Genomic DNA, 17299 nt, shown 5'->3' with positions numbered 1-17299 from the left:
GGCCGGAGGTGGACCCGGGATCCCTCGGCGGGAAGAGGGGTCAGGTCCTCCGGGCGAGGACCAGGTGCTCGGGGGAGTCGGGCGTCGCGGGGGAGCCGTCCCAGTCACCGGTGACCTCGACCACCTCGAAGCCGGCCCGGGTGAGCGAGGCCTCCAGCTCGGCGCGGGTGCGGAAGCGAAGGCTCTCGGGATAGGCGAGGTGGGCCGTCGGCAGGACCGTGTGCCCGGTGTGCGTGACGACCGGACCCCGCGGCTCACCGCTGACCTCGCCGGGCACCTCATCGACCCGCTCGACCTGCACCCACGCCGTCACGTCGCCACCGTCCGGATGCTGGTATGCCGTCCGCGTCGCCTCAGGGGTCCACCGCTCCCAGGCGCGTGCCGCCGGATTCCGGGAGTCGAAGGCGATGTGACCTCCGGGCACGAGGTGCCGGTGCAGGTGCCCGAGCACCTCGTCCCAGCCCTCGTCCGTGGTGAAGTACTGCGCGACGTGCGCCGTCATGACGACGAGGTCGGCAGCCCCGTCCAGGAGAGCGTCGGCATACCCGTGGATGCAGGAGACCGCCTCGGCGCCGGGCTTGGCCCGCGCGACGTCCAGGCTGGCCCGCGCGGGCTCCAGCCCGGTGACCTCGTGCCCGTCCCGCGCCAGCACGATCGTCAGCGTCCCCGTGCCGCATCCCATGTCGGTGACGCGGCGGGCACCGACGCGTGCCGCGAGGGCGCGGAACCAGTCGTGGTCCCACGTGCCGGAGTTCTCCAGGTCGTAGAGCGCGGCGAGCCGCGGGTCCTCCGGCCACGCGGTCACGTCGAGGCGGCGCAGGTAGCGGCGGCACTGGTGCACCCGGGCGAAGCGCTCCCGCCAGGGCTGCGGGTCCTCGTCCGGCCCGTGGAAGAAGCCCTTGACCGGCGCGCCGAGGTCGAAGGGCGCCTCGAAGCCCTCCTCGCCGTGCGCGTCAGCGTGCTGCTCGTCGCCGCCGCGGTAGACGTGCAGGTAGGTCTCGTCGGCGACGAAGCCGTGCGCGGCATACCAAGAGGTGGCCTCCGGGTCCTCGCGCGTCCAGGCGTCGATCCAGGCGAGGTCGCGCCCCCGCAACCGGTCCAGTGCCTCGTCCAGGAGCGCCCCGGCGACGCCCGCGCGCTGGTGGTCGGGGTGGACGGCGACGGTGTCGATGGTGGCGACCGATGAGCCCTCGTCCTCCCACAGCTCGACGTCGAGGATGCCGACGACCTCCTCGGGGCCGGGGGTCGTCATCCCCGCCGGCTTGGGTGACACCGCGACCAGCTGCAGGGACTCGCCCTCGAAGACCGTCCGGTGCGTCTTGACGTCGTCGAAGTAGGACGAGCCGAGGAAAGACAGGGCGCGGCAGCGGAGCCAGGACGGCTCGTCGAGGTCGGCGTAGTCGCGGAGGGTGAAGCCCGTGGTGTCGGTGAGGCTAGGTGCCGCCGCGCGAGAGGGCAACGAGTTTCTCTCGTCCGACTGGACGCCGGTGGGTCAACGTCCCGCCGGTTCGTCATCTGAGAGCCTCCACGAACAGGCTCCGATGTGACCAACCGGCGCAGAGTGGACGAACCGGCTCGGTTCTCAGTCACGCTCAGGAGCAGTCGCGGCAGGTGCCGAAGATCTCCAGCGTGTGGGCGACGTCGGTGAAGCCGTGCTCGGCGGCGACGCTGTCGGTCCACCGCTCGACGGCTGGGCCCTCGACCTCGACGGTCCGCCCGCACGCGCGGCAGACGAGGTGGTGGTGGTGGCCGGTGGAGCACTTGCGGTAGACCGCCTCCCCGTCCCCGGTGCGCAGGACGTCGACGTCGCCGGCGTCGGCCAGGGTGGACAGCGTGCGGTAGACCGTGGCCAGCCCGACCTTGTCGCCAGAGGCCCGCAGCGTGGCGTGCAGGTCCTGGGCGCTGGTGAAGTCCTGGGTCGAGCCCAGGGCGTCGATGACTGCGCTCTGCTGGCGGGTGGGTCGTCGTGGGCTGCTCATCGGTGCACCTCCTCCGGGTCGTCCAGGGTATGCGCGTGGTCCGCGTGCTCGTCGTAGTGGCCCTCGTGCGCCGCGTGCCGGTGGCCGTCGTGGAGGTAGTCGACGTGGTCGCCGTGGGCCACCGCCTCGTGGCCGCAGCCCAGGCCGTGCTCGTGCGGGTGCCGTTCGGCGTGCCGGTGACGGGCGGCGGCGAGGGAGCGCCGCGCCGCTCCCGCCGCGACGGCGAGGGCGAAGAGCGCGATGGCGAGCAGCACGATCGTGCCGCCGGTGGCGGTGTCCGCGTAGTAGCTCGTGACCACCCCGCCGACCGACGACACCACCCCGAGCACGACACCCCACCAGGTCGCGGCCCGGAAGCTGCCGGAGACCTGCTGCGCGGCGGCGTTGGGGATGATCATGAGCGCGCTGATGAGCAGCAGCCCGATTACCCGCATGGCCACGACGATCGTGACGGCGGTGAGGACCGACAGCGTGATGTTGAGGGCGAGGACGCGCAACCCGGCGGCGCGGGCATACTCCTCGTCGCCGGCGACCGCGAAGAGCCGCTGCCGCAGGACGGTCACGACCACGACGACGGCGGCGCAGAGCACTGCGAAGAGGCCGAGGTCGGCCCGCGTGGTCGTGGTGATCGCCCCGAAGAGGTAGCCGGTGAGGTTGGCGGTCTGGGTGCCGTCGACGCGGTTGATGATGACCACGCCGGCGGCGATGCCGCCGTAGAACATCAGCGCCAGCGCGATGTCGCCCGACGTGCGGCCGCGCGCACGGACCAGCTCGACGGCGGCCCCGGCGAGGACCGCGGCCGCCAGGCCGGTCCAGACGGGTGCGCTGTCGGTGATGACGCCGATCGCGACGCCGGCGAGGGCCACGTGCCCCAGCCCGTCACCGATGAGCGACAGCCGGCGCTGCACGAGGAAGATCCCCACCATCGGCGCCGCGAGCCCGACCAGGAGCGCGGCGAGCAGCGCGTTGCGCATGAAGTCCAGGGCCAGCATGTCGCTCATGCCGCCCCCCGTCCCGCCGCGCGGGCCCGCCGCGCCTGGTGCTCGGCATACTCCTGCGGCGTGCCGTCGAAGGTGAGGTGACCGGTGTCGATCTCGACGATGCGGTCGACGACGCCGTGCAGGGCGGCGAGCTCGTGCGTCACGACGAGCATCGTGGTGCCGTCGCGGCCGAGGCGCTGCAGCACCCCGGCGAGCACGGTCTGGCTGGCGCGGTCGACGCCCGCGGTGGGCTCGTCCAGGACGACGACCTCGGGGCGCGCCACGAGGGCGCGGGCGATGAGGACCCGCCGCTGCTGCCCGCCGGAGAGGGTCGCCACGTCGAAGCGTGCCCGGTCCGCGAGCCCGACGGCCTCGAGCGCGCGCTGCACCGCGTCACGGTCGGCGCGACCGGCCGCTCGCCACCAGGGCCGGGAGGCCAGCAGTCCGGTCGTGACGACCTCGGTCACGGTGGCGCGCACTCCGCCGGTGAGGGTATGCCGCTGCGGCACGTAGCCGGGTCGGGTCCGCTCGGAGAGGCGAGACAGCGGTGCGCCGAGGATCTCGACCTGCCCGCCGAGGTGCCGGGAGAGCCCCAGCAGGCCGGTGACGAGGGTGGTCTTGCCGGAGCCGTTGGGCCCGAGGACGGCGACGACCTCGCCGCGGCGGACGGTCAGGTCCACCCCGGAGACGACCGGTGTGCCGTCGTGGCCGAAGGCAGCGCCGGTCAGGGCGAGGACCGGCTCCCTCTCCCCGTTCACGAGCAGTCCAGCCCTTCGGACAACGCCTGCAGGTTGGCGCGCATGACCGCGAGGTAGTCCTGCCCGGCGGACTCCTCGGTGATGCCCTCCAGCGGGTCGAGGGTCAGCACCTGGGTGCCGGTCTCCTGCGCCACGGTGCGGGCGACCGCATCGGTGAGGATCGGCTCGGCGTAGATGGTCCGCACGTCGAGCTCCTCGACCTGCGCGGTGATCTGAGCCAGCCGCGCGGCGGACGGCTCGGCCTCGGGGGAGAGGCCGGTGATGCCGAGCTGGTGCAGGTCGTAGCGCTGGGCCAGGTAGCCGAAGGCCTCGTGCGTCGTCACGACGTCCCTGCTGGCGCAGTCGGCCAGCCCCTCCACGAACTCCTCGTCGAGGGCCGTCAGCTCGCTGACGAGGGCGGCGGCGTTGGCCTGGTAGTCCTCGGCGTGCGCCGGGTCGACCTCGGCGAACCGGTCGGCGACCGTCTCTGCCACGCGCCCGTAGCGCTCCGGGTCGAGCCAGAAGTGCGGGTCCTCCCCGCCGTGGTCGTGGCCCTCGTGCTCTTCCGCGCCGTGCTCGTCGGCCGCGTGCTCCTCGGAGTCCTCGTGCTCGTCGCCGTGCTCGTCCTCCCCGCCGCCGGCGTGCTCCGCGTGCTCCTCCTCGGTCTCGTCGAGCGCGAGCAGGTCGGCTGCCGGGGCCACGTCGAGGGCGATGTCGCCGGCCTGGCTGTCCACGGCCTCGTCGACCGCCGCCTGCAGCCCGGCGGAGTAGACCACGAGGTCGGCGCTGCCGAGCGAACCCACGTCGCGCGGGGAGAGCTCGAGGCTGTGCGGGTCGACGCCGGGCGGCGTGAGCGACGTCACCGTGGCGTGGTCCCCGGCCACCCGCTCCACGAGGAACTCCACCGGGTAGACGCTCGCGACGACCTGCAGCTCACCGCTCGCGTCACCACCGCTGCTCCCGTCGGTAGCGGCCTCGGTCGCCCCGCAGCCGGACAGCACGAGGGCGAGGGTCACGGTGAGGGCGAGTGCAGGGGTGGGACGCGGCATACCGACAGTCTCACGAGACTGAGAATGATTGTCAAAACGCCAGGGAACCCGCGCCTCCTGGCGGAGGGCGACCGAACCACCGCGGGCCACCGGCCGCGTCCGGGTGGTCAGCGGGGGACGAGCTGGACCAGGGTGATGGCGAGGAAGAGGAGCAGGACGGCGACCCGCATGAGGCGCTCGACACGGGTCATCCGCGGCCAGGAGAGGTAGAGCAACCAGCAGACGAAGGCCAGGGCCGAGCCGACCATGACCCACCCCAGGGGACCGCCGAGGATTCCGCCGCCGAGGATGAGCAGCAGCAGCGCGAGGAAGGGCAGCCACACCGGCAGCCGCCCCAGCACCTCCAGCGCCGGCCGGCTGGCCCGCTCGACGTAGAGCCGCACCGGCCCCGGGCCGCGGTCGTCGACCGCGGCCCCCTCGCCGTGCCTGGCCTGGCCACCCTCGCCAGGGCCGGGCGTCGGGTGCGGCTGATCGGGAGTGCTCACCGGACCAGCGTAGTCCGCGGTCGACCCACCGTGGACGGCTCGGGTGGCGTGGGCCGGACGGTCGCCCGCGGCTGCTTAGACTTGGCGGTATGGCTCCCTCCACCGTCGATACCGTCGTGTCCCTGTGCAAGCGTCGAGGCTTCGTCTTCCCCTCGGGGGACATCTACGGCGGCACGCGCTCGGCCTGGGACTACGGCCCCCTCGGTGTGGCGCTGAAGGAGAACATCAAGCGCCAGTGGTGGCGCTCCATGGTCCAGACCCGCGACGACGTGGTCGGCCTGGACTCCTCGATCATCCTGCCCCGCCAGACCTGGGTGGCCTCGGGACACGTCGGTGAGTTCTCCGACCCGCTCACCGAGTGCCAGTCCTGCCACAAGCGGTTCCGCGTCGACCACATGCAGGAGGCGGTGGCGGAGAAGGCGGCGAAGAAGGGGAAGGACGTGGACCCCGACGACGTCCCGCTGGACGACATCAGCTGCCCCAACTGCGGCAACAAGGCGTGGACCACGCCGCGCGCGTTCAACATGATGCTCAAGACCTACCTCGGGGTCATCGAGGACGAGTCGGGGCTGCACTACCTGCGACCGGAGACCGCGCAGGGCATCTTCGTCAACTTCGCCAACGTGCTCGGCACCTCGCGCAAGAAGCCGCCCTTCGGCATCGCCCAGACCGGCAAGTCCTTCCGCAACGAGATCACGCCGGGCAACTTCATCTTCCGCACCCGCGAGTTCGAGCAGATGGAGATGGAGTTCTTCGTCAAGCCCGGCGAGGACGAGGAGTGGCACCAGTACTGGATCGACGAGCGCACCCGGTGGTACACCGACCTCGGGATCGACAGCGACAACCTGCGCCACTTCGAGCACCCCGCCGAGAAGCTCTCGCACTACTCCAAGCGCACCGTCGACATCGAGTACCGCTTCAACTTCGCCGGCAGCGAGTGGGGCGAGCTCGAGGGCATCGCCAACCGCACCGACTTCGACCTGTCCACGCACGCCGAGCACTCGGGCCAGGAGCTGTCCTACTTCGACCAGGCCAGCGGCGAGCGCTACGTCCCCTACGTCATCGAGCCGGCAGCCGGCCTGTCCCGCTCGCTCATGACCTTCCTCGTGGACGCGTATGCCGAGGACGAGGCCCCGAACACCAAGGGCGGGGTCGACAAGCGCACCGTCCTTCGCCTCGACCCGCGGCTCGCGCCGGTCAAGGTGGCGGTGCTGCCGCTGTCGCGCAACGCCGACCTGACCCCCAAGGCCAAGGACCTCGCGTCGCGGCTGCGGCAGCACTGGATGGTCGACGTCGACGACGCCGGCGCGATCGGCAAGCGCTACCGCCGCCAGGACGAGATCGGCACCCCCTACTGCGTCACCGTCGACTTCGACACCCTCGAGGACCAGGCGGTCACCATCCGCGACCGGGACTCGATGGGCCAGGAGCGTGTCTCCCTGGACCAGGTCGAGTCCTACCTCGCGCAGCGGCTGATCGGCTGCTGAGTCCCGGTGCCCGTGGCGTCCGCGCGAGGAGTTCACGCGCGGAGGCAACCTGCGGGCATACCTGCTGCGTCATGACCCCGTGGGACTGGTTCCTCGCCGGTGACTGATCGCGTCCTCGGCCTGTGGGCTGCTCAGCCGGTGATGAGCGCCAGGCCGATGGCCAGCATGACGAGCGCGATGAGCCCGTCGAGGACCTGCCAGGAGCGGGGCCGGGACAGCAGCGGGGCGAGGACGCGCGAGCCGAAGCCGAGCAGGCCGAACCACAGGCCGCTCGCGGCGATCAGCCCGGCGTAGTACCACCACCGCCCGTCCGGGCCGTGGGTGTTGGCGATCGAGCCCAGGACGATGACGTCGAGGTAGAGGTGCGGGTTGAGCCAGGTCAGGGCGGCCATCGTGGTGAGCGCCCGGCGCAGCGAGAGCTGGCCACCGCCCGCGCCCGCGACCAGCCCGGCCCCGGGCCGCAGGGCGCGCCACCCGACGTGGAGGCCGTAGCCGATGACGAAGATCCCGCCGCCCCACCGGGCGATGTCGAGGAAGGCCGGCCACTCCTGCACGGCCGCACCGACACCGAGGACCGCCAGGCCGATGAGGACGACGTCTGATGCGGCGCAGAGCACGACCAACGGGCCGACGTGCTGGCGGCGTAGGCCCTGCCGGAGCAGGTAGGCGTTTTGCGCGCCGACCGCGGCGATCAGACCGATGCCGGTGAGCAGGCCGGTGGCGATGAGCGTGACGGTGTCCATGTCTCCACGCTAGGCCCGCCAGTGCCGTGCTCTTGACCAGATCACAGCAAAAGATTCTGCACAACCATTAGTCTTGCTTCACATGGACATCGATCCCGTCGGGCTGCGGACGTTGGCCTCCGTGGTGCGTGAGGGCACCTTCGACCGGGCGGCTCAGCAGCTGCACATCACTCCCTCGGCGGTCTCGCAGCGGATCCGCGCGCTGGAGTCCTCGCTGGGGCAGATCGTGCTCACCCGCACCAAGCCGGCGCGGGCCACGGCGGCCGGGGAGGTGCTCCTCAAGCTGGCCGGTCAGTGGGACCTCCTCGTCGACGAGGCGATGGGTGAGCTCGTGCCGGAGGCGCGGGAGGGGGTATACCCGCAGGTCGCGGTCGTGGTCAACGCCGACTCCCTCGCCACCTGGCTGCTGCCGGCGCTGGCGCGGGCGCAGCGGGAGCTCGGGATCGTGCTGGAGCTGGTGCGCGAGGACGAGGAGCACGCCTCGGAGCGGGTCCGGGCGGGCAGCGCGCTGGCGGCGGTGACCGCCGACCCGCGCCCGGTCACCGGCTGCAGGCTGGAGCGGCTGGGTGCGATGCGCTACGTCGCGGCCTGCAGCCCGGACTTCCACGCCCGCTGGTTCGCGGACGGGCCGCGGGCCTCCGCGCTCGACGCCGCGCCGATCGTGCGCTTCGACCACAAGGACACGATGCAGCACCGGGTCGCCCGGCGGTGGGCCCGCCGCGGCATCGACCCGCCGGCCCACGTCATCGCGTCGAGCCGGGAGTTCGCCGAGGCGGTGCGCCTCGGGATGGGGTGGGGGCTGATCCCCATGGAGTGGGCCCGGGACTGGCTCGCCGACGGCGACCTGGTGCCGCTCGGCTCTCGGGCCGAGCACGACGTGCCGCTGCACTGGCTGAGCTCACGGTTGCCCTCACGCACCCTGGACGTGCTGACCCGGTGCGTGACGGCGCGGGCCGCGGCCACCCTGGTCCAGCGCTGACCGTCCGACGCCGCGATCCCCTGTGGCCGCCCGGCGGGCTCTCAGCCGGTGATCGAGCCGTCCTCGCCGACGCTCACCGTGACCTCCGGGGAGCGCCGCCGCGGCCGGGCCGGCGAGCGGTGCGCCGCTGCCCAGGTCGAAGGTGGAGCCGTGGCAGGGGCAGCTCAGCTCGCCCTCGCCGGGCTCGACGGTGCAGCCCTGGTGGGTGCACACGGTCGAGAAGGCGTGGATCTCGCCCTCGGTCGGCTGCGTGAGGAGCACCGCTTCTCCGGCAGCGGTCGTCGCCGCCAGGGCACCGCCGACCGGCACGTCGGAGACGTTCGCGATCGCCTCGGCACCCTGCTCGGAGGTCTCCCCGGTCTCCGGCCCCGAGCAGGCCGCGAGCGTGGCGACGCCGGCCGCACCCCCGACCGCCAGCACGGCGCGCCGGGTGAGGCACGGGTGGTCGTGGCCGCACCGCGACCCGGTCGGCTGCCTCGTGGTCATGCCGACACTCAACCGGGCGAACCTGTGGAGGCGCTGTGCGCAGGCCCCGTGGTGACGGTGGTTGTCCCGGTGGTGGTGCTGGCGGAGGCGATGACGCGTGCCCGCCGCCGGTCGGGCGATGGGACAATGGGGTCGCCATGACGATCACCGCCCCTGCCCTCCCGCCGCTGCAGATCGGCCCGCACACCATCGACTCGCCCGTGGTGCTGGCACCGATGGCCGGCATCACCAACCGGGCGTTCCGTCAGCTCTGCCGGGAGTACGGCGACCAGGGGCTCGCCGCTGCCGGGTCACCCGACCGGCCCACCCTGTCCGGCTCCGGGTGCCTCTACGTCAGCGAGATGATCACCTCCCGTGCCCTGGTCGAGCGCACTCCGATCTCGATGAAGCTGATCGAGCACGGCGCGGCGGAGACGCCCCGCTCGATCCAGCTCTACGGCGTCGACCCCGGCACCGTCGGGGCCGCGGTGCGGATGCTCGCGGAGGAGGACCGGGCCGACCACGTCGACCTCAACTTCGGGTGTCCGGTGCCCAAGGTGACCCGCAAGGGCGGGGGAGCGGCGCTGCCGTGGAAGGCCGACCTCTTCCGCGGGATCGTCCGCGCCGCGGTGCGCGAGGCGGCGCCGGCGGGCATACCGGTCACCGTCAAGATGCGCGTCGGCATCGACGCCGACCACGAGACCTTCCTCGACGCCGGACGCACCGCCGAGCAGGAGGGCGCGGCCGCGGTGGCGCTCCACGCCCGCACCGCCGCGCAGGCCTACTCCGGGCAGGCGGACTGGTCCCGGATCGCCGAGCTCAAGCAGGCCGTCACCTCGATCCCGGTGCTCGGCAACGGCGACATCTGGTCGGCTGACGACGCCCTGGCGATGGTCGAGCAGACCGGCTGCGACGGCGTGGTCGTCGGGCGCGGCTGCCTGGGTCGGCCGTGGCTGTTCACCGACCTCGCGGCCGCCTTCGCCGGCTCGCGGGTGCGGGTGGAGCCCACGCTCCGGGAGGTATGCCGGGTGCTGCGCCGGCACGCCGAGCTGCTCGCGGACTTCCACGAGGACGAGGGTCGTGGCTGCCGCGACATCCGCAAGCACATCGCGTGGTACACCAAGGGCTTCCGGGTCGGGGGCGAGCTGCGGCACCGGCTCGGGCTCGTCGACTCTCTCGCCGACCTCGACGAGCTCATCGCCACCCTGGACCTCGACCAGCCCTGGCCGGGGGAGGCCGCCGACGGCCAGCGGGGGCGCGCCGGGTCGCCGCGCGTCGTGGCGCTGCCCGACCGGTGGCTCGAGAGCCGTGAGCTCGACGGGCTCCAGCAGGCCGAGGTCGCGCAGGCCGAGCTGTCGGTCAGCGGGGGCTGAGCGCTTCCACCCTGCGGCACGGCCGGACGGCTCCTACCGTGGGGGACATGGGACAACTTGACGGCAAGAAGGTGGCCTTCCTGGCCACGGACGGATTCGAGGACAGCGAGCTCACCAGCCCGTGGAACGCCGTCGTGGAGGCGGGCGGGAGCGCCCACATGATCGCGCCGGAGGGCGGGTCGATCACCGGGAAGAACGGGCATTCTCAGGACGTGGACGCCGTCGTCGGCGACGCCGACCCCGCGGACTACGACGCGCTCGTGCTGCCCGGCGGCACCGGCAACGCCGACCACCTGCGGATGGAGACCGACGCCGTCGCCTTCGCCCGGCACTTCGGCCAGCAGGCGAAGCCCGTCGCGGTGATCTGCCACGGGGCGTGGATCCTCACCGACGCCGACGTCCTCGACGGGCGGCGGATGACGTCCTTCCCTTCGCTGCAGACCGACCTGCGCAACGCCGGGGCCACGTGGGTCGACGAGGAGGTCGTGGTCGACAGCTGGCTGGTCTCCAGCCGCACCCCGGCCGACCTGGCAGCCTTCAACCGGGAGCTGGTCCAGGCCTTCGGCTCCTGATCAGCGCTCGACCGGGCGCGAGGGGTCGCTGATCCAGTCGCTCCACGAGCCGACGTAGACCGCCGGCCGCGGGCCGACCCCGCGTGCCTCCAGGGCCAGGGCGAGGTGCGCGGCCTGCACCCCCGACCCGCAGTAGACCGCGGTGGGACGGTCGGTGCGCCCGCCTGCCCCGGTCAGTGCGGTGACGACGTGCTCGGCGTCGACGAAGCCCTGCTCACCGACGAGCGAGAGCGCCGGCAGGCTCAGCGCGCCAGGGACGTGGCCGGCGACCGGGTCGATCGTCTCGTTCTCACCGCGGTAGCGGTCGGCGGGCCGGGCATCCAGCAGCTGGCCGCCCGCGGCGAGGTGCTCCTGGACCGCGTCGGCGTCGAGCAGCTCACGGCCGCCGGGTTCCACGACGACGTCGCCCGGCTCGGGCTGGACCGCGCCCCCCTCGACCGGCAGCCCGGCGGCGGTCCACGCGGCGAGCCCACCGTCGAGCACCGCGGCCCGCTCGAGGCCGTAGTAGGCCGCGACCCACCACGCCCGCGCCGCGCCCAGCCCCGGGCCGGCGTCGTAGAACACGACCGGACGGTCGGCGCGGACGCCGGCGGCACGCAGCCCCTCCTGCACCCGCTCCGCCGAGGGCATCGGATGGCGGCCGCCGTGACCGTCGCCGGGGAGCGGGTCGGACAGGACGCCCTCCAGGTCGAGGAAGGCGGCCCCCGGCAGGTGCAGCTCGAGATGGGCCGCCCGGTTGGTCGCGACGCCCGCGCCGAGGCTCCAGCGCACGTCCACGAGCACCGGGCGGTCCGTCTCCGGCCCGACCCGCATGCCCTGCAGCTGCGTGGTCGTGACCAGCGGGCCGGTCATGCCGCCGCCGGCATCGCGTCCAGGGCCGCGCGCAGCGCACCGGCCAGCTCCTGCACCTGCTCGTCGGTCATGACGAAGGCGGGCGAGACCTGGATGGCACCGGCGCCGCACGCGCGGGTCGCCACCCCGTGCCCGCGCACGTCGACGGCGAAGCGCATCGCCGTCGCCGGGTCGGCGAGCTGGATCGCGGCCACGGCACCCAGGCCGGAGCGGACCTCGATGACGTGGTCGTGCCCGGCCAGCGGGGCCAGCTCACGGTGCAGGGTCTGCGCGAGCCGGTCGGCCTCGTCCAGCAGGCCTTCCCGCTCGATGAGGTCGAGGTTGGCCAGGGCCACGGCTGCCGAGGCCGCGTGCCCGGAGTAGGTGTAGCCGTGCCGGAACCAGACCCCGGCCCCCGGCCGGAAGAACGGCTCCCACACGCGGGGTGCGACGAGGACGGCGCCCATCGGGGCATACCCGCTGGTCAGCCCCTTGGCCGTGGCGACCATGTCCGGCTCCAGCCCGAGCGCCGCGCTGGCGAACCACGAGCCGCCGAAGCGGCCGTAGCCGGTGATGACCTCGTCGGCGACGAAGAGGATGTCGTGCTCGGTGCAGATCTTGCGGACCTCCGCGAGGTAGCCCTCGGGCGGGAGGTAGACCCCGCCGGCGCCGATGATCGGCTCGCAGAAGAAGGCCGCGACCCGGTCGGCGCCCACGCCCTCGATCGTCGACCGCAGGCTCTCCGCGGAGTCCCACTCGACCTGCGCGGTGTCGGGCACCAACTCGCCGTAGCCCTCGCGGTTGCCCGGGATCCCCGCCAGTGCGGTGCCGGCGTAGTGCATGCCGTGGTAGGCCTTGGAGCGCGAGAGCAAGACCGTCTTGTCCGGCCGTCCCTGCTCGACCCAGTAGCGGCGCGCCATCTTGGCGGCCGTGTCGATGGAGTCCGAGCCGCCGGAGGTGAAGAAGATCTTGCTCCCGGCGACCGGGGCGATGCCCTCCAACCGGTCGGCGAGGGCCACCGCCGTGTCGGTGGCGTAGTCGCCGAAGGTGGAGTATGCCGCGATCCGGCGCATCTGCTCGGCGGCGGCGTCGGCCAGCTCACCACGGCCGTGGCCGACGTTGGTGAACCACAGCCCCGCCGTCGCGTCGAGGTAGCGCCGGTCGTCCCGGTCGTAGACGTGGACCCCCTCGCCGCGGGTGAGGATCAGCTCGCCGGTCTGCTCGACCGCGCCCATATCGGAGAACGGATGCCACAAGGTGCCCATGGTCCCGACCCTAGCGGCAGCACCGGACGGGGCCGCTGGGGGCGTGGCAGAGTGGGCGGCATGTGCCGCAACATCCGCCCGCTCAACAACTTCGAGCCGCCCGCCACCCGCTCCGAGGTGCAGGCCGCCGCGCTGCAGTACGTCCGCAAGGTCGGCGGCGCGAGCAAGCCCTCGCAGGCCAACGAGCAGGCCTACGCCACGGCGGTCGCCACGATCGCCGCGGCGACGCAGGACCTGCTCGACTCCCTGGTCACGTCGGCACCGCCGAAGGACCGGGACGTGGAGGCGACCAAGGCACGGGCCCGCGCGGCCAAGCGCTACGCCTCGGCCTGATGGCCTCGCGGGCGGATCGACTCCGGCACCTGCTCAACTGGGTCAACCTCTCGACGCCGCTCGGTCTCGGCGTCGCCGCTGCGGGTGGTGCCCGGGTCCGTCGTGGTCCCTCCCGGTGCTACCTCGCCGACCACTACCGCTGGTCCTTCCCGGTGGCCGGCGCGTTCACCGTCGGTGACGTCGTCATCAGCCGGCACGACCTCGACGCGCTGCGGGCGCTGCGGCCGGGGCTGCTCGACCACGAGCTGGCGCACAGCCGACAGTGGGCCGCCTGCCTCGGGCTGCCGTTTCTGCCGCTCTACCTCGCCTCGATGGGGTGGTCCTGGCTGCGCACCGGCGACCGCGCGGCGCGCAGCGTCTTCGAGCGCCGGGCGGGGCTGAAGCGGGGCGGCTACGTCGACGTGCCCACGCGACCGGTCGGCCCGGTGCTGGCGCGGGGCGTGCGCTCGCTGCGGGCGGCGGTCACCGGGCGTCGCGGGCTCGACGCCGGTGCCACGGTCGGCGGCGGGGGGCAGCCACGCCGCGGCGGGTGAGGCGCGCGGCATACGCTGCGGGGGTGAGCAGCGAGGGCCAGGGCGGGTATGCCGCGTCCGACCGGGAGCGGTGGCTGGCCGAGGACCCTGCGCAGAAGCGGTCCGACCGGCAGGACTTCGCCCGGGACCGGGCGCGGGTGCTGCACTCGGCGGCGTTGCGCCGGCTGGCGGCGACCACGCAGGTGGTCTCGCCGACCAGCGACGACTTCGTCCGCAACCGCCTCACCCACTCGCTGGAGGTGGCGCAGATCGGGCGGGAGTTCGGCGCGGCCCTCGGGTGCGACGCCGATGTCGTCGACACCGCGTGCCTCGCGCACGACATCGGGCACCCGCCCTTCGGCCACAACGGGGAGGCCGCGCTGGACCGGATCGCCGCGGCTGCCGGGGGCTTCGAGGGGAACGCCCAGTCGCTGCGGGTACTCACCCGGCTGGAGGCGAAGCGCAGCCACGACGACGGTCGTCCCGCCGGGCTCAACCTGACCCGGGCCAGCCTCGACGCCGCGACGAAGTACCCCTGGTCCCGTGGTGCCGGTCCCGAGGGCACGCCGCCCGGCAAGTTCGGCGTCTACCCCGACGACGCGCCCGTCTTCGCCTGGGTGCGGTCGGGGGCGCCCACGGGTCAGCCCCACCGCCGGTGCCTCGAGGCGCAGGTCATGGACTGGGCCGACGACGTCGCCTACTGCGTCCACGACGTCGAGGACGCGATCGCCTCGGGCCGCATCGACCCGCGTGCGTTGCGCTCCGCCGACGTGCAGCGGACGGTGGCCGCGCTCGCGCACGACTGGTATGCACCCGACCTCGCCGAGGGCGCGCTCGGCGAGGCGCTGGGGGAGATCCTCGGCACCGGGTGGGTGCCGACCAGCCACACGGGCACCCGCGCCGACCTGGCGGCGCTCAAGGACATGACCTCGCGGCTCATCGGTCACTTCGTGCATACCGTCGAGCTGGCGACGCGCGAGCGCCACGGGCCCGGACCGCTCACCCGGTATGCCGCGGACCTCGTCGTCCCCGACCGGGTGCGCGCCCAGGCGGCCGCGCTCAAGGGTGTAGCGGCCCACTTCGTCATGCTCAGCGAGGAGCGGCGCAGCACCATGGAGCACCAGCAGCAGGTCGTCGCCGAGCTCGTGGAGCACTACGCGACGGACCCGGGCCGGCTGGACCCGTTGCACGCGGAGGCGGTGCGTGCCGCCGAGCAGGCGGGCGAGGACCGGGCACGGCTGCGGGCCGTCGTCGACCAGGTGGCGAGCCTGTCCGACGCGCGGGCGCTGGCGGTCCACGGACGGATGCGGGAGGTCGCATGAGCCTCGTCGAGACCTGGGAGCGACCGGTCGTCGGCGCCCCGATGGCCGGCGGCGTGTCCAGCCCGCTGCTCGCCGCCGCGGTGAGCGACGCCGGCGGGCTCGGGATGCTCGCCGCGGGCTACCGCACGCCCGAGCAGGTGGCGGCCGACCTCGTGCACGTCCGCGACCTCACCGACCGTCCCTTCGGCGTCAACCTGTTCGTGCCGCGACCGCTGGACCGGGCCGCGCTCGAGCCGCGGGTGGACGACTTCGCCGGACACATCGCCGGGGAGGCAGCTGCGCTGGGGACCGAGGTGGGCCTCCCGAGCTGGCACGACACCGACCACTGGGAGGCCAAGGTGCACCTGGTGGAGACCCTGGCGCCCTCGGTCGTGTCCTGCACCTTCGGGCTGCCGGACGCCTCGGTGGTGCAGCGCTGGAAGGGCGCGGGCTGCGAGGTGCACCTCACCGCGACGAGCGTCGCGGAGGCCGTCGCGGCGCAGGCGGCGGGCGCCGACGTCGTGGTGCTCCAGGGGAGGGAGGCCGGTGGCCACCGGGGGACGCACGACCCGTCGGTCGAGCCGGAGCCGGTCGACCACCTCGGCCTCCTCGAGGCAGCGCTGCCCCGGCTCGGTGTCCCGGCGGTGGTGGCCGGCGGCGTGACGACTCCCGGTGACGTGCGTCGTGCCCTGGCCGCGGGCGCGGCCGGCGTGCAGGTCGGCACCGCGATCCTGCTGGCGCACGAGTCCGGGGCGTCGAGGACCTACCGGGCGGCGCTGCGGAGTCAGCATCACACCGAGCGGGTGCTCACCCGGGCCTTCACCGGGCGCGTCGCCGGTGCCGTGGCCAACGGCTGGACCCGTGAGTATGCCGATGCCCCCGCCGCCTTCCCGGTCGTGGACCAGCTGACCAAGCCGCTGCGCCGCGCGGCGGCCGAGCAGGGCGACGTCGAGCGCCTCCACGTCTGGGCCGGCTCCGGGTGGCGGGCAGCGCAGGAGCGGCCGGCCGGCGAGATCGTCCGCGAGCTGGCCGGATGACGGACCTGACGGGGCTGCTCCCGGACGGGGTGCGGCTGGGGGATCCGTCGCCGCTGGGCGGGTCGACCCGCTCCGAGGTCACCCGGCGCGAGGTGGTGCGGGGACCTGCCGCCTGGGGATCCTCGGTCGTGGTCAAGCGCTTCCTCCCGCAGCCCGAGGGCCGGTCCGCCGCGATGGGCTGGCGCCGGGAGATGGTCGGTCTCCGGCACCTGCGCGGCACCCCCGAGCTGCTCCTCGCCGATGAGGAGGCCCAGGTGCTGGTCATGGAGGACCTCGGGGCAGGGGCCACGCTCGCCGACGCGCTGCTCGGGGCGGACCCCGGGGCGGCCTGGGGGCATACCGTCGCCTGGGCGGGCACGCTCGGCGGCTCCCTGGCGGCCGGGCCGGAGTCGCTGGCCCACGCGCGCGACGACCTCGGGAGCGCCCTGCTCGCCGAGGACCGCCGGTGGCAGGAGGACTACCCGCGGCGCGGGGTGGAGCACCTGGTCGACGTCGCCGGCCTGCGGTCCGGGCGCGCGGCGGTCGCGCAGGCGCTGGACGTCGTCGACGAGCTGCGGCACGACACCGACCGGCACGTGCTGGGGCCCGGGGACGCCTGCCCGGACAACGCGGTGCTCACGCCGCCCGGGGTCCGGCTGCTCGACGTCGAGGGCGCCGGGGTGCGCCACGTGGCCTACGAGGCGGCCTACGCGGCCGAGCCCTTCAGCACCTGCTGGTGCGTCTTCACGCCGCCCGCCGGTCTGACCGAGGCCACCCTGACCGCCTTCACCCGGGAGGCGAAGCGCAGCCTGCCCGGTCTGGCCGCCGACCCCCGCTGGCCGCGGCAGGTGCGTGCGGCGGTGGCGCTCTGGGTGCTCTCCGGCACCCTGTGGCTCCTCGACGGCGCGGTCGCCGACCGCACGATGGCGCCGGAGGGCAGGACCGGCCCGGCCTTCCGGGCGCTGCTGCTGCACCGGTGGGGCTGGGTGGCGCGCGCCTGTGCCGAGGAGCTGCCGGACGTCGCGGCGCTCTGCGAGGAGGCGACGGTGTGGGCGAGGAGGTCGTGGGCGCCGGCGCGCGGCAGGCTGGAGCTGCCCGGCTACCCCGCCTTCGGCGCCGCTTGGTCGCAGCGAGATCCCGCGAACTGAACCATTCGCGGCCCTGGTGCGACATCCTGGTGTGGAGCACGAGA

At 73.8% G+C, this 17299-nt stretch carries 19 protein-coding genes; 9 read left to right on the top strand and 10 right to left on the bottom strand.

The window, feature by feature from the left end; all coding sequences use genetic code 11:
• Positions 1-40: 40 nt before the first annotated feature.
• From FU792_RS17325 to FU792_RS09315, 6 genes are all read right to left on the bottom strand, one after another.
• A complete protein-coding gene (locus FU792_RS17325; RefSeq protein WP_022925616.1) occupies positions 41-1459 on the bottom strand; it encodes a GNAT family N-acetyltransferase in 1419 nt (472 codons plus the stop codon).
• A 133-nt stretch (positions 1460-1592) separates the two neighbouring features.
• Positions 1593-1979: a Fur family transcriptional regulator gene (locus FU792_RS09335; RefSeq protein ID WP_022925615.1), complete on the bottom strand. Its 387-nt coding sequence runs from the start codon at positions 1977-1979 to the stop codon at positions 1593-1595.
• Positions 1976-2980, bottom strand: coding sequence for a metal ABC transporter permease (locus tag FU792_RS09330; protein WP_022925614.1), 1005 nt, complete (start codon positions 2978-2980; stop codon positions 1976-1978). Before FU792_RS09330 ends, FU792_RS09335 begins: the two co-directional genes overlap by 4 nt.
• Positions 2977-3717, bottom strand: a complete 741-nt coding sequence (locus tag FU792_RS09325; RefSeq protein ID WP_022925613.1) for a metal ABC transporter ATP-binding protein — start codon at positions 3715-3717, stop codon at positions 2977-2979. Before FU792_RS09325 ends, FU792_RS09330 begins: the two co-directional genes overlap by 4 nt.
• Positions 3714-4745, bottom strand: coding sequence for a metal ABC transporter substrate-binding protein (locus FU792_RS09320; protein WP_022925612.1), 1032 nt, complete (start codon positions 4743-4745; stop codon positions 3714-3716). Before FU792_RS09320 ends, FU792_RS09325 begins: the two co-directional genes overlap by 4 nt.
• Positions 4746-4852: 107 nt before the next feature.
• Entirely contained in the window at positions 4853-5230 is a 378-nt protein-coding gene (locus tag FU792_RS09315) for a DUF6703 family protein (protein WP_022925611.1), read from the bottom strand.
• A gap of 89 nt (positions 5231-5319) precedes the next feature.
• Here FU792_RS09315 and FU792_RS09310 point away from each other — a divergent pair, with 89 nt between their 5' ends.
• A complete protein-coding gene (locus FU792_RS09310; protein WP_022925610.1) occupies positions 5320-6717 on the top strand; it encodes a glycine--tRNA ligase in 1398 nt (465 codons plus the stop codon).
• Positions 6718-6848: 131 nt separating this feature from the next.
• Here FU792_RS09310 and FU792_RS09305 read toward each other — a convergent pair whose 3' ends face one another.
• A complete protein-coding gene (locus tag FU792_RS09305; protein ID WP_022925609.1) occupies positions 6849-7460 on the bottom strand; it encodes a LysE/ArgO family amino acid transporter in 612 nt (203 codons plus the stop codon).
• An 82-nt stretch (positions 7461-7542) separates the two neighbouring features.
• On the opposite strand from FU792_RS09305, the gene FU792_RS09300 reads away from it, so the two are divergent.
• Positions 7543-8439 carry a LysR family transcriptional regulator ArgP gene (locus FU792_RS09300; protein ID WP_022925608.1) on the top strand — a complete coding sequence of 299 codons (897 nt, stop codon included), beginning with the start codon at positions 7543-7545 and terminating at the stop codon, positions 8437-8439.
• Here the strand turns inward: FU792_RS09300 and FU792_RS09295 are convergent.
• Positions 8371-8925: a QcrA and Rieske domain-containing protein gene (locus tag FU792_RS09295; RefSeq protein WP_022925607.1), complete on the bottom strand. Its 555-nt coding sequence runs from the start codon at positions 8923-8925 to the stop codon at positions 8371-8373. The two genes, FU792_RS09300 and FU792_RS09295, sit on opposite strands and share 69 nt — an antisense overlap.
• 137 nt (positions 8926-9062) lie before the next feature.
• Here FU792_RS09295 and dusB point away from each other — a divergent pair, with 137 nt between their 5' ends.
• Positions 9063-10277 carry a tRNA dihydrouridine synthase DusB gene (gene dusB, locus FU792_RS09290; protein WP_022925606.1) on the top strand — a complete coding sequence of 405 codons (1215 nt, stop codon included), beginning with the start codon at positions 9063-9065 and terminating at the stop codon, positions 10275-10277.
• A gap of 47 nt (positions 10278-10324) precedes the next feature.
• Positions 10325-10849, top strand: coding sequence for a type 1 glutamine amidotransferase domain-containing protein (locus FU792_RS09285; protein WP_022925605.1), 525 nt, complete (start codon positions 10325-10327; stop codon positions 10847-10849).
• On the opposite strand, the gene FU792_RS09280 is transcribed toward FU792_RS09285, so the two are convergent.
• Positions 10850-11701: a sulfurtransferase gene (locus FU792_RS09280; RefSeq protein WP_028131126.1), complete on the bottom strand. Its 852-nt coding sequence runs from the start codon at positions 11699-11701 to the stop codon at positions 10850-10852.
• Entirely contained in the window at positions 11698-12945 is a 1248-nt protein-coding gene (locus FU792_RS09275) for an aminotransferase family protein (RefSeq protein ID WP_022925604.1), read from the bottom strand. The genes FU792_RS09280 and FU792_RS09275 overlap by 4 nt, the downstream gene beginning before the upstream one ends.
• Positions 12946-13005: 60 nt before the next feature.
• Here FU792_RS09275 and FU792_RS09270 point away from each other — a divergent pair, with 60 nt between their 5' ends.
• The 5 genes from FU792_RS09270 to FU792_RS09250 are packed head-to-tail and all read left to right on the top strand — an operon-like array spanning position 13006 to position 17255.
• Positions 13006-13278, top strand: coding sequence for a DUF2277 domain-containing protein (locus FU792_RS09270; protein WP_022925603.1), 273 nt, complete (start codon positions 13006-13008; stop codon positions 13276-13278).
• Complete coding sequence (locus FU792_RS09265) at positions 13278-13811, top strand: hypothetical protein (protein ID WP_022925602.1); 534 nt, start codon at positions 13278-13280, stop codon at positions 13809-13811. The genes FU792_RS09270 and FU792_RS09265 overlap by 1 nt, the downstream gene beginning before the upstream one ends.
• A gap of 23 nt (positions 13812-13834) precedes the next feature.
• Positions 13835-15112: a deoxyguanosinetriphosphate triphosphohydrolase gene (locus tag FU792_RS09260; RefSeq protein ID WP_022925601.1), complete on the top strand. Its 1278-nt coding sequence runs from the start codon at positions 13835-13837 to the stop codon at positions 15110-15112.
• Entirely contained in the window at positions 15109-16128 is a 1020-nt protein-coding gene (locus FU792_RS09255) for a nitronate monooxygenase (protein ID WP_022925600.1), read from the top strand. Before FU792_RS09260 ends, FU792_RS09255 begins: the two co-directional genes overlap by 4 nt.
• Complete coding sequence (locus tag FU792_RS09250) at positions 16125-17255, top strand: phosphotransferase family protein (RefSeq protein WP_022925599.1); 1131 nt, start codon at positions 16125-16127, stop codon at positions 17253-17255. Before FU792_RS09255 ends, FU792_RS09250 begins: the two co-directional genes overlap by 4 nt.
• The last annotated feature ends 44 nt before the right edge of the window (positions 17256-17299 follow it).

Origin of the sequence: Serinicoccus marinus DSM 15273 (assembly GCF_008386315.1) — a bacterium.
GTDB lineage: Bacteria > Actinomycetota > Actinomycetes > Actinomycetales > Dermatophilaceae > Ornithinicoccus > Ornithinicoccus marinus.
Note: the sequence above shows the minus strand (reverse complement) of the source record. Positions and strands in the feature narration are given on the sequence as shown.

Coding starts and splice junctions, on each gene's coding strand:
- FU792_RS09265 (WP_022925602.1), top strand. CDS start 13,278: ATGGCCTCGCGGGCGGATCGACTCCGGCACCTGCTCAACTGGGTCAAC.
- FU792_RS09275 (WP_022925604.1), bottom strand. CDS start 12,945: ATGGGCACCTTGTGGCATCCGTTCTCCGATATGGGCGCGGTCGAGCAG.
- dusB (WP_022925606.1), top strand. CDS start 9,063: ATGACGATCACCGCCCCTGCCCTCCCGCCGCTGCAGATCGGCCCGCAC.
- FU792_RS09270 (WP_022925603.1), top strand. CDS start 13,006: ATGTGCCGCAACATCCGCCCGCTCAACAACTTCGAGCCGCCCGCCACC.
- FU792_RS09320 (WP_022925612.1), bottom strand. CDS start 4,745: ATGCCGCGTCCCACCCCTGCACTCGCCCTCACCGTGACCCTCGCCCTC.
- FU792_RS09295 (WP_022925607.1), bottom strand. CDS start 8,925: ATGACCACGAGGCAGCCGACCGGGTCGCGGTGCGGCCACGACCACCCG.
- FU792_RS09310 (WP_022925610.1), top strand. CDS start 5,320: ATGGCTCCCTCCACCGTCGATACCGTCGTGTCCCTGTGCAAGCGTCGA.
- FU792_RS09255 (WP_022925600.1), top strand. CDS start 15,109: ATGAGCCTCGTCGAGACCTGGGAGCGACCGGTCGTCGGCGCCCCGATG.
- FU792_RS09335 (WP_022925615.1), bottom strand. CDS start 1,979: ATGAGCAGCCCACGACGACCCACCCGCCAGCAGAGCGCAGTCATCGAC.
- FU792_RS09305 (WP_022925609.1), bottom strand. CDS start 7,460: ATGGACACCGTCACGCTCATCGCCACCGGCCTGCTCACCGGCATCGGT.
- FU792_RS09330 (WP_022925614.1), bottom strand. CDS start 2,980: ATGAGCGACATGCTGGCCCTGGACTTCATGCGCAACGCGCTGCTCGCC.
- FU792_RS09250 (WP_022925599.1), top strand. CDS start 16,125: ATGACGGACCTGACGGGGCTGCTCCCGGACGGGGTGCGGCTGGGGGAT.
- FU792_RS09285 (WP_022925605.1), top strand. CDS start 10,325: ATGGGACAACTTGACGGCAAGAAGGTGGCCTTCCTGGCCACGGACGGA.
- FU792_RS09280 (WP_028131126.1), bottom strand. CDS start 11,701: ATGACCGGCCCGCTGGTCACGACCACGCAGCTGCAGGGCATGCGGGTC.
- FU792_RS09300 (WP_022925608.1), top strand. CDS start 7,543: ATGGACATCGATCCCGTCGGGCTGCGGACGTTGGCCTCCGTGGTGCGT.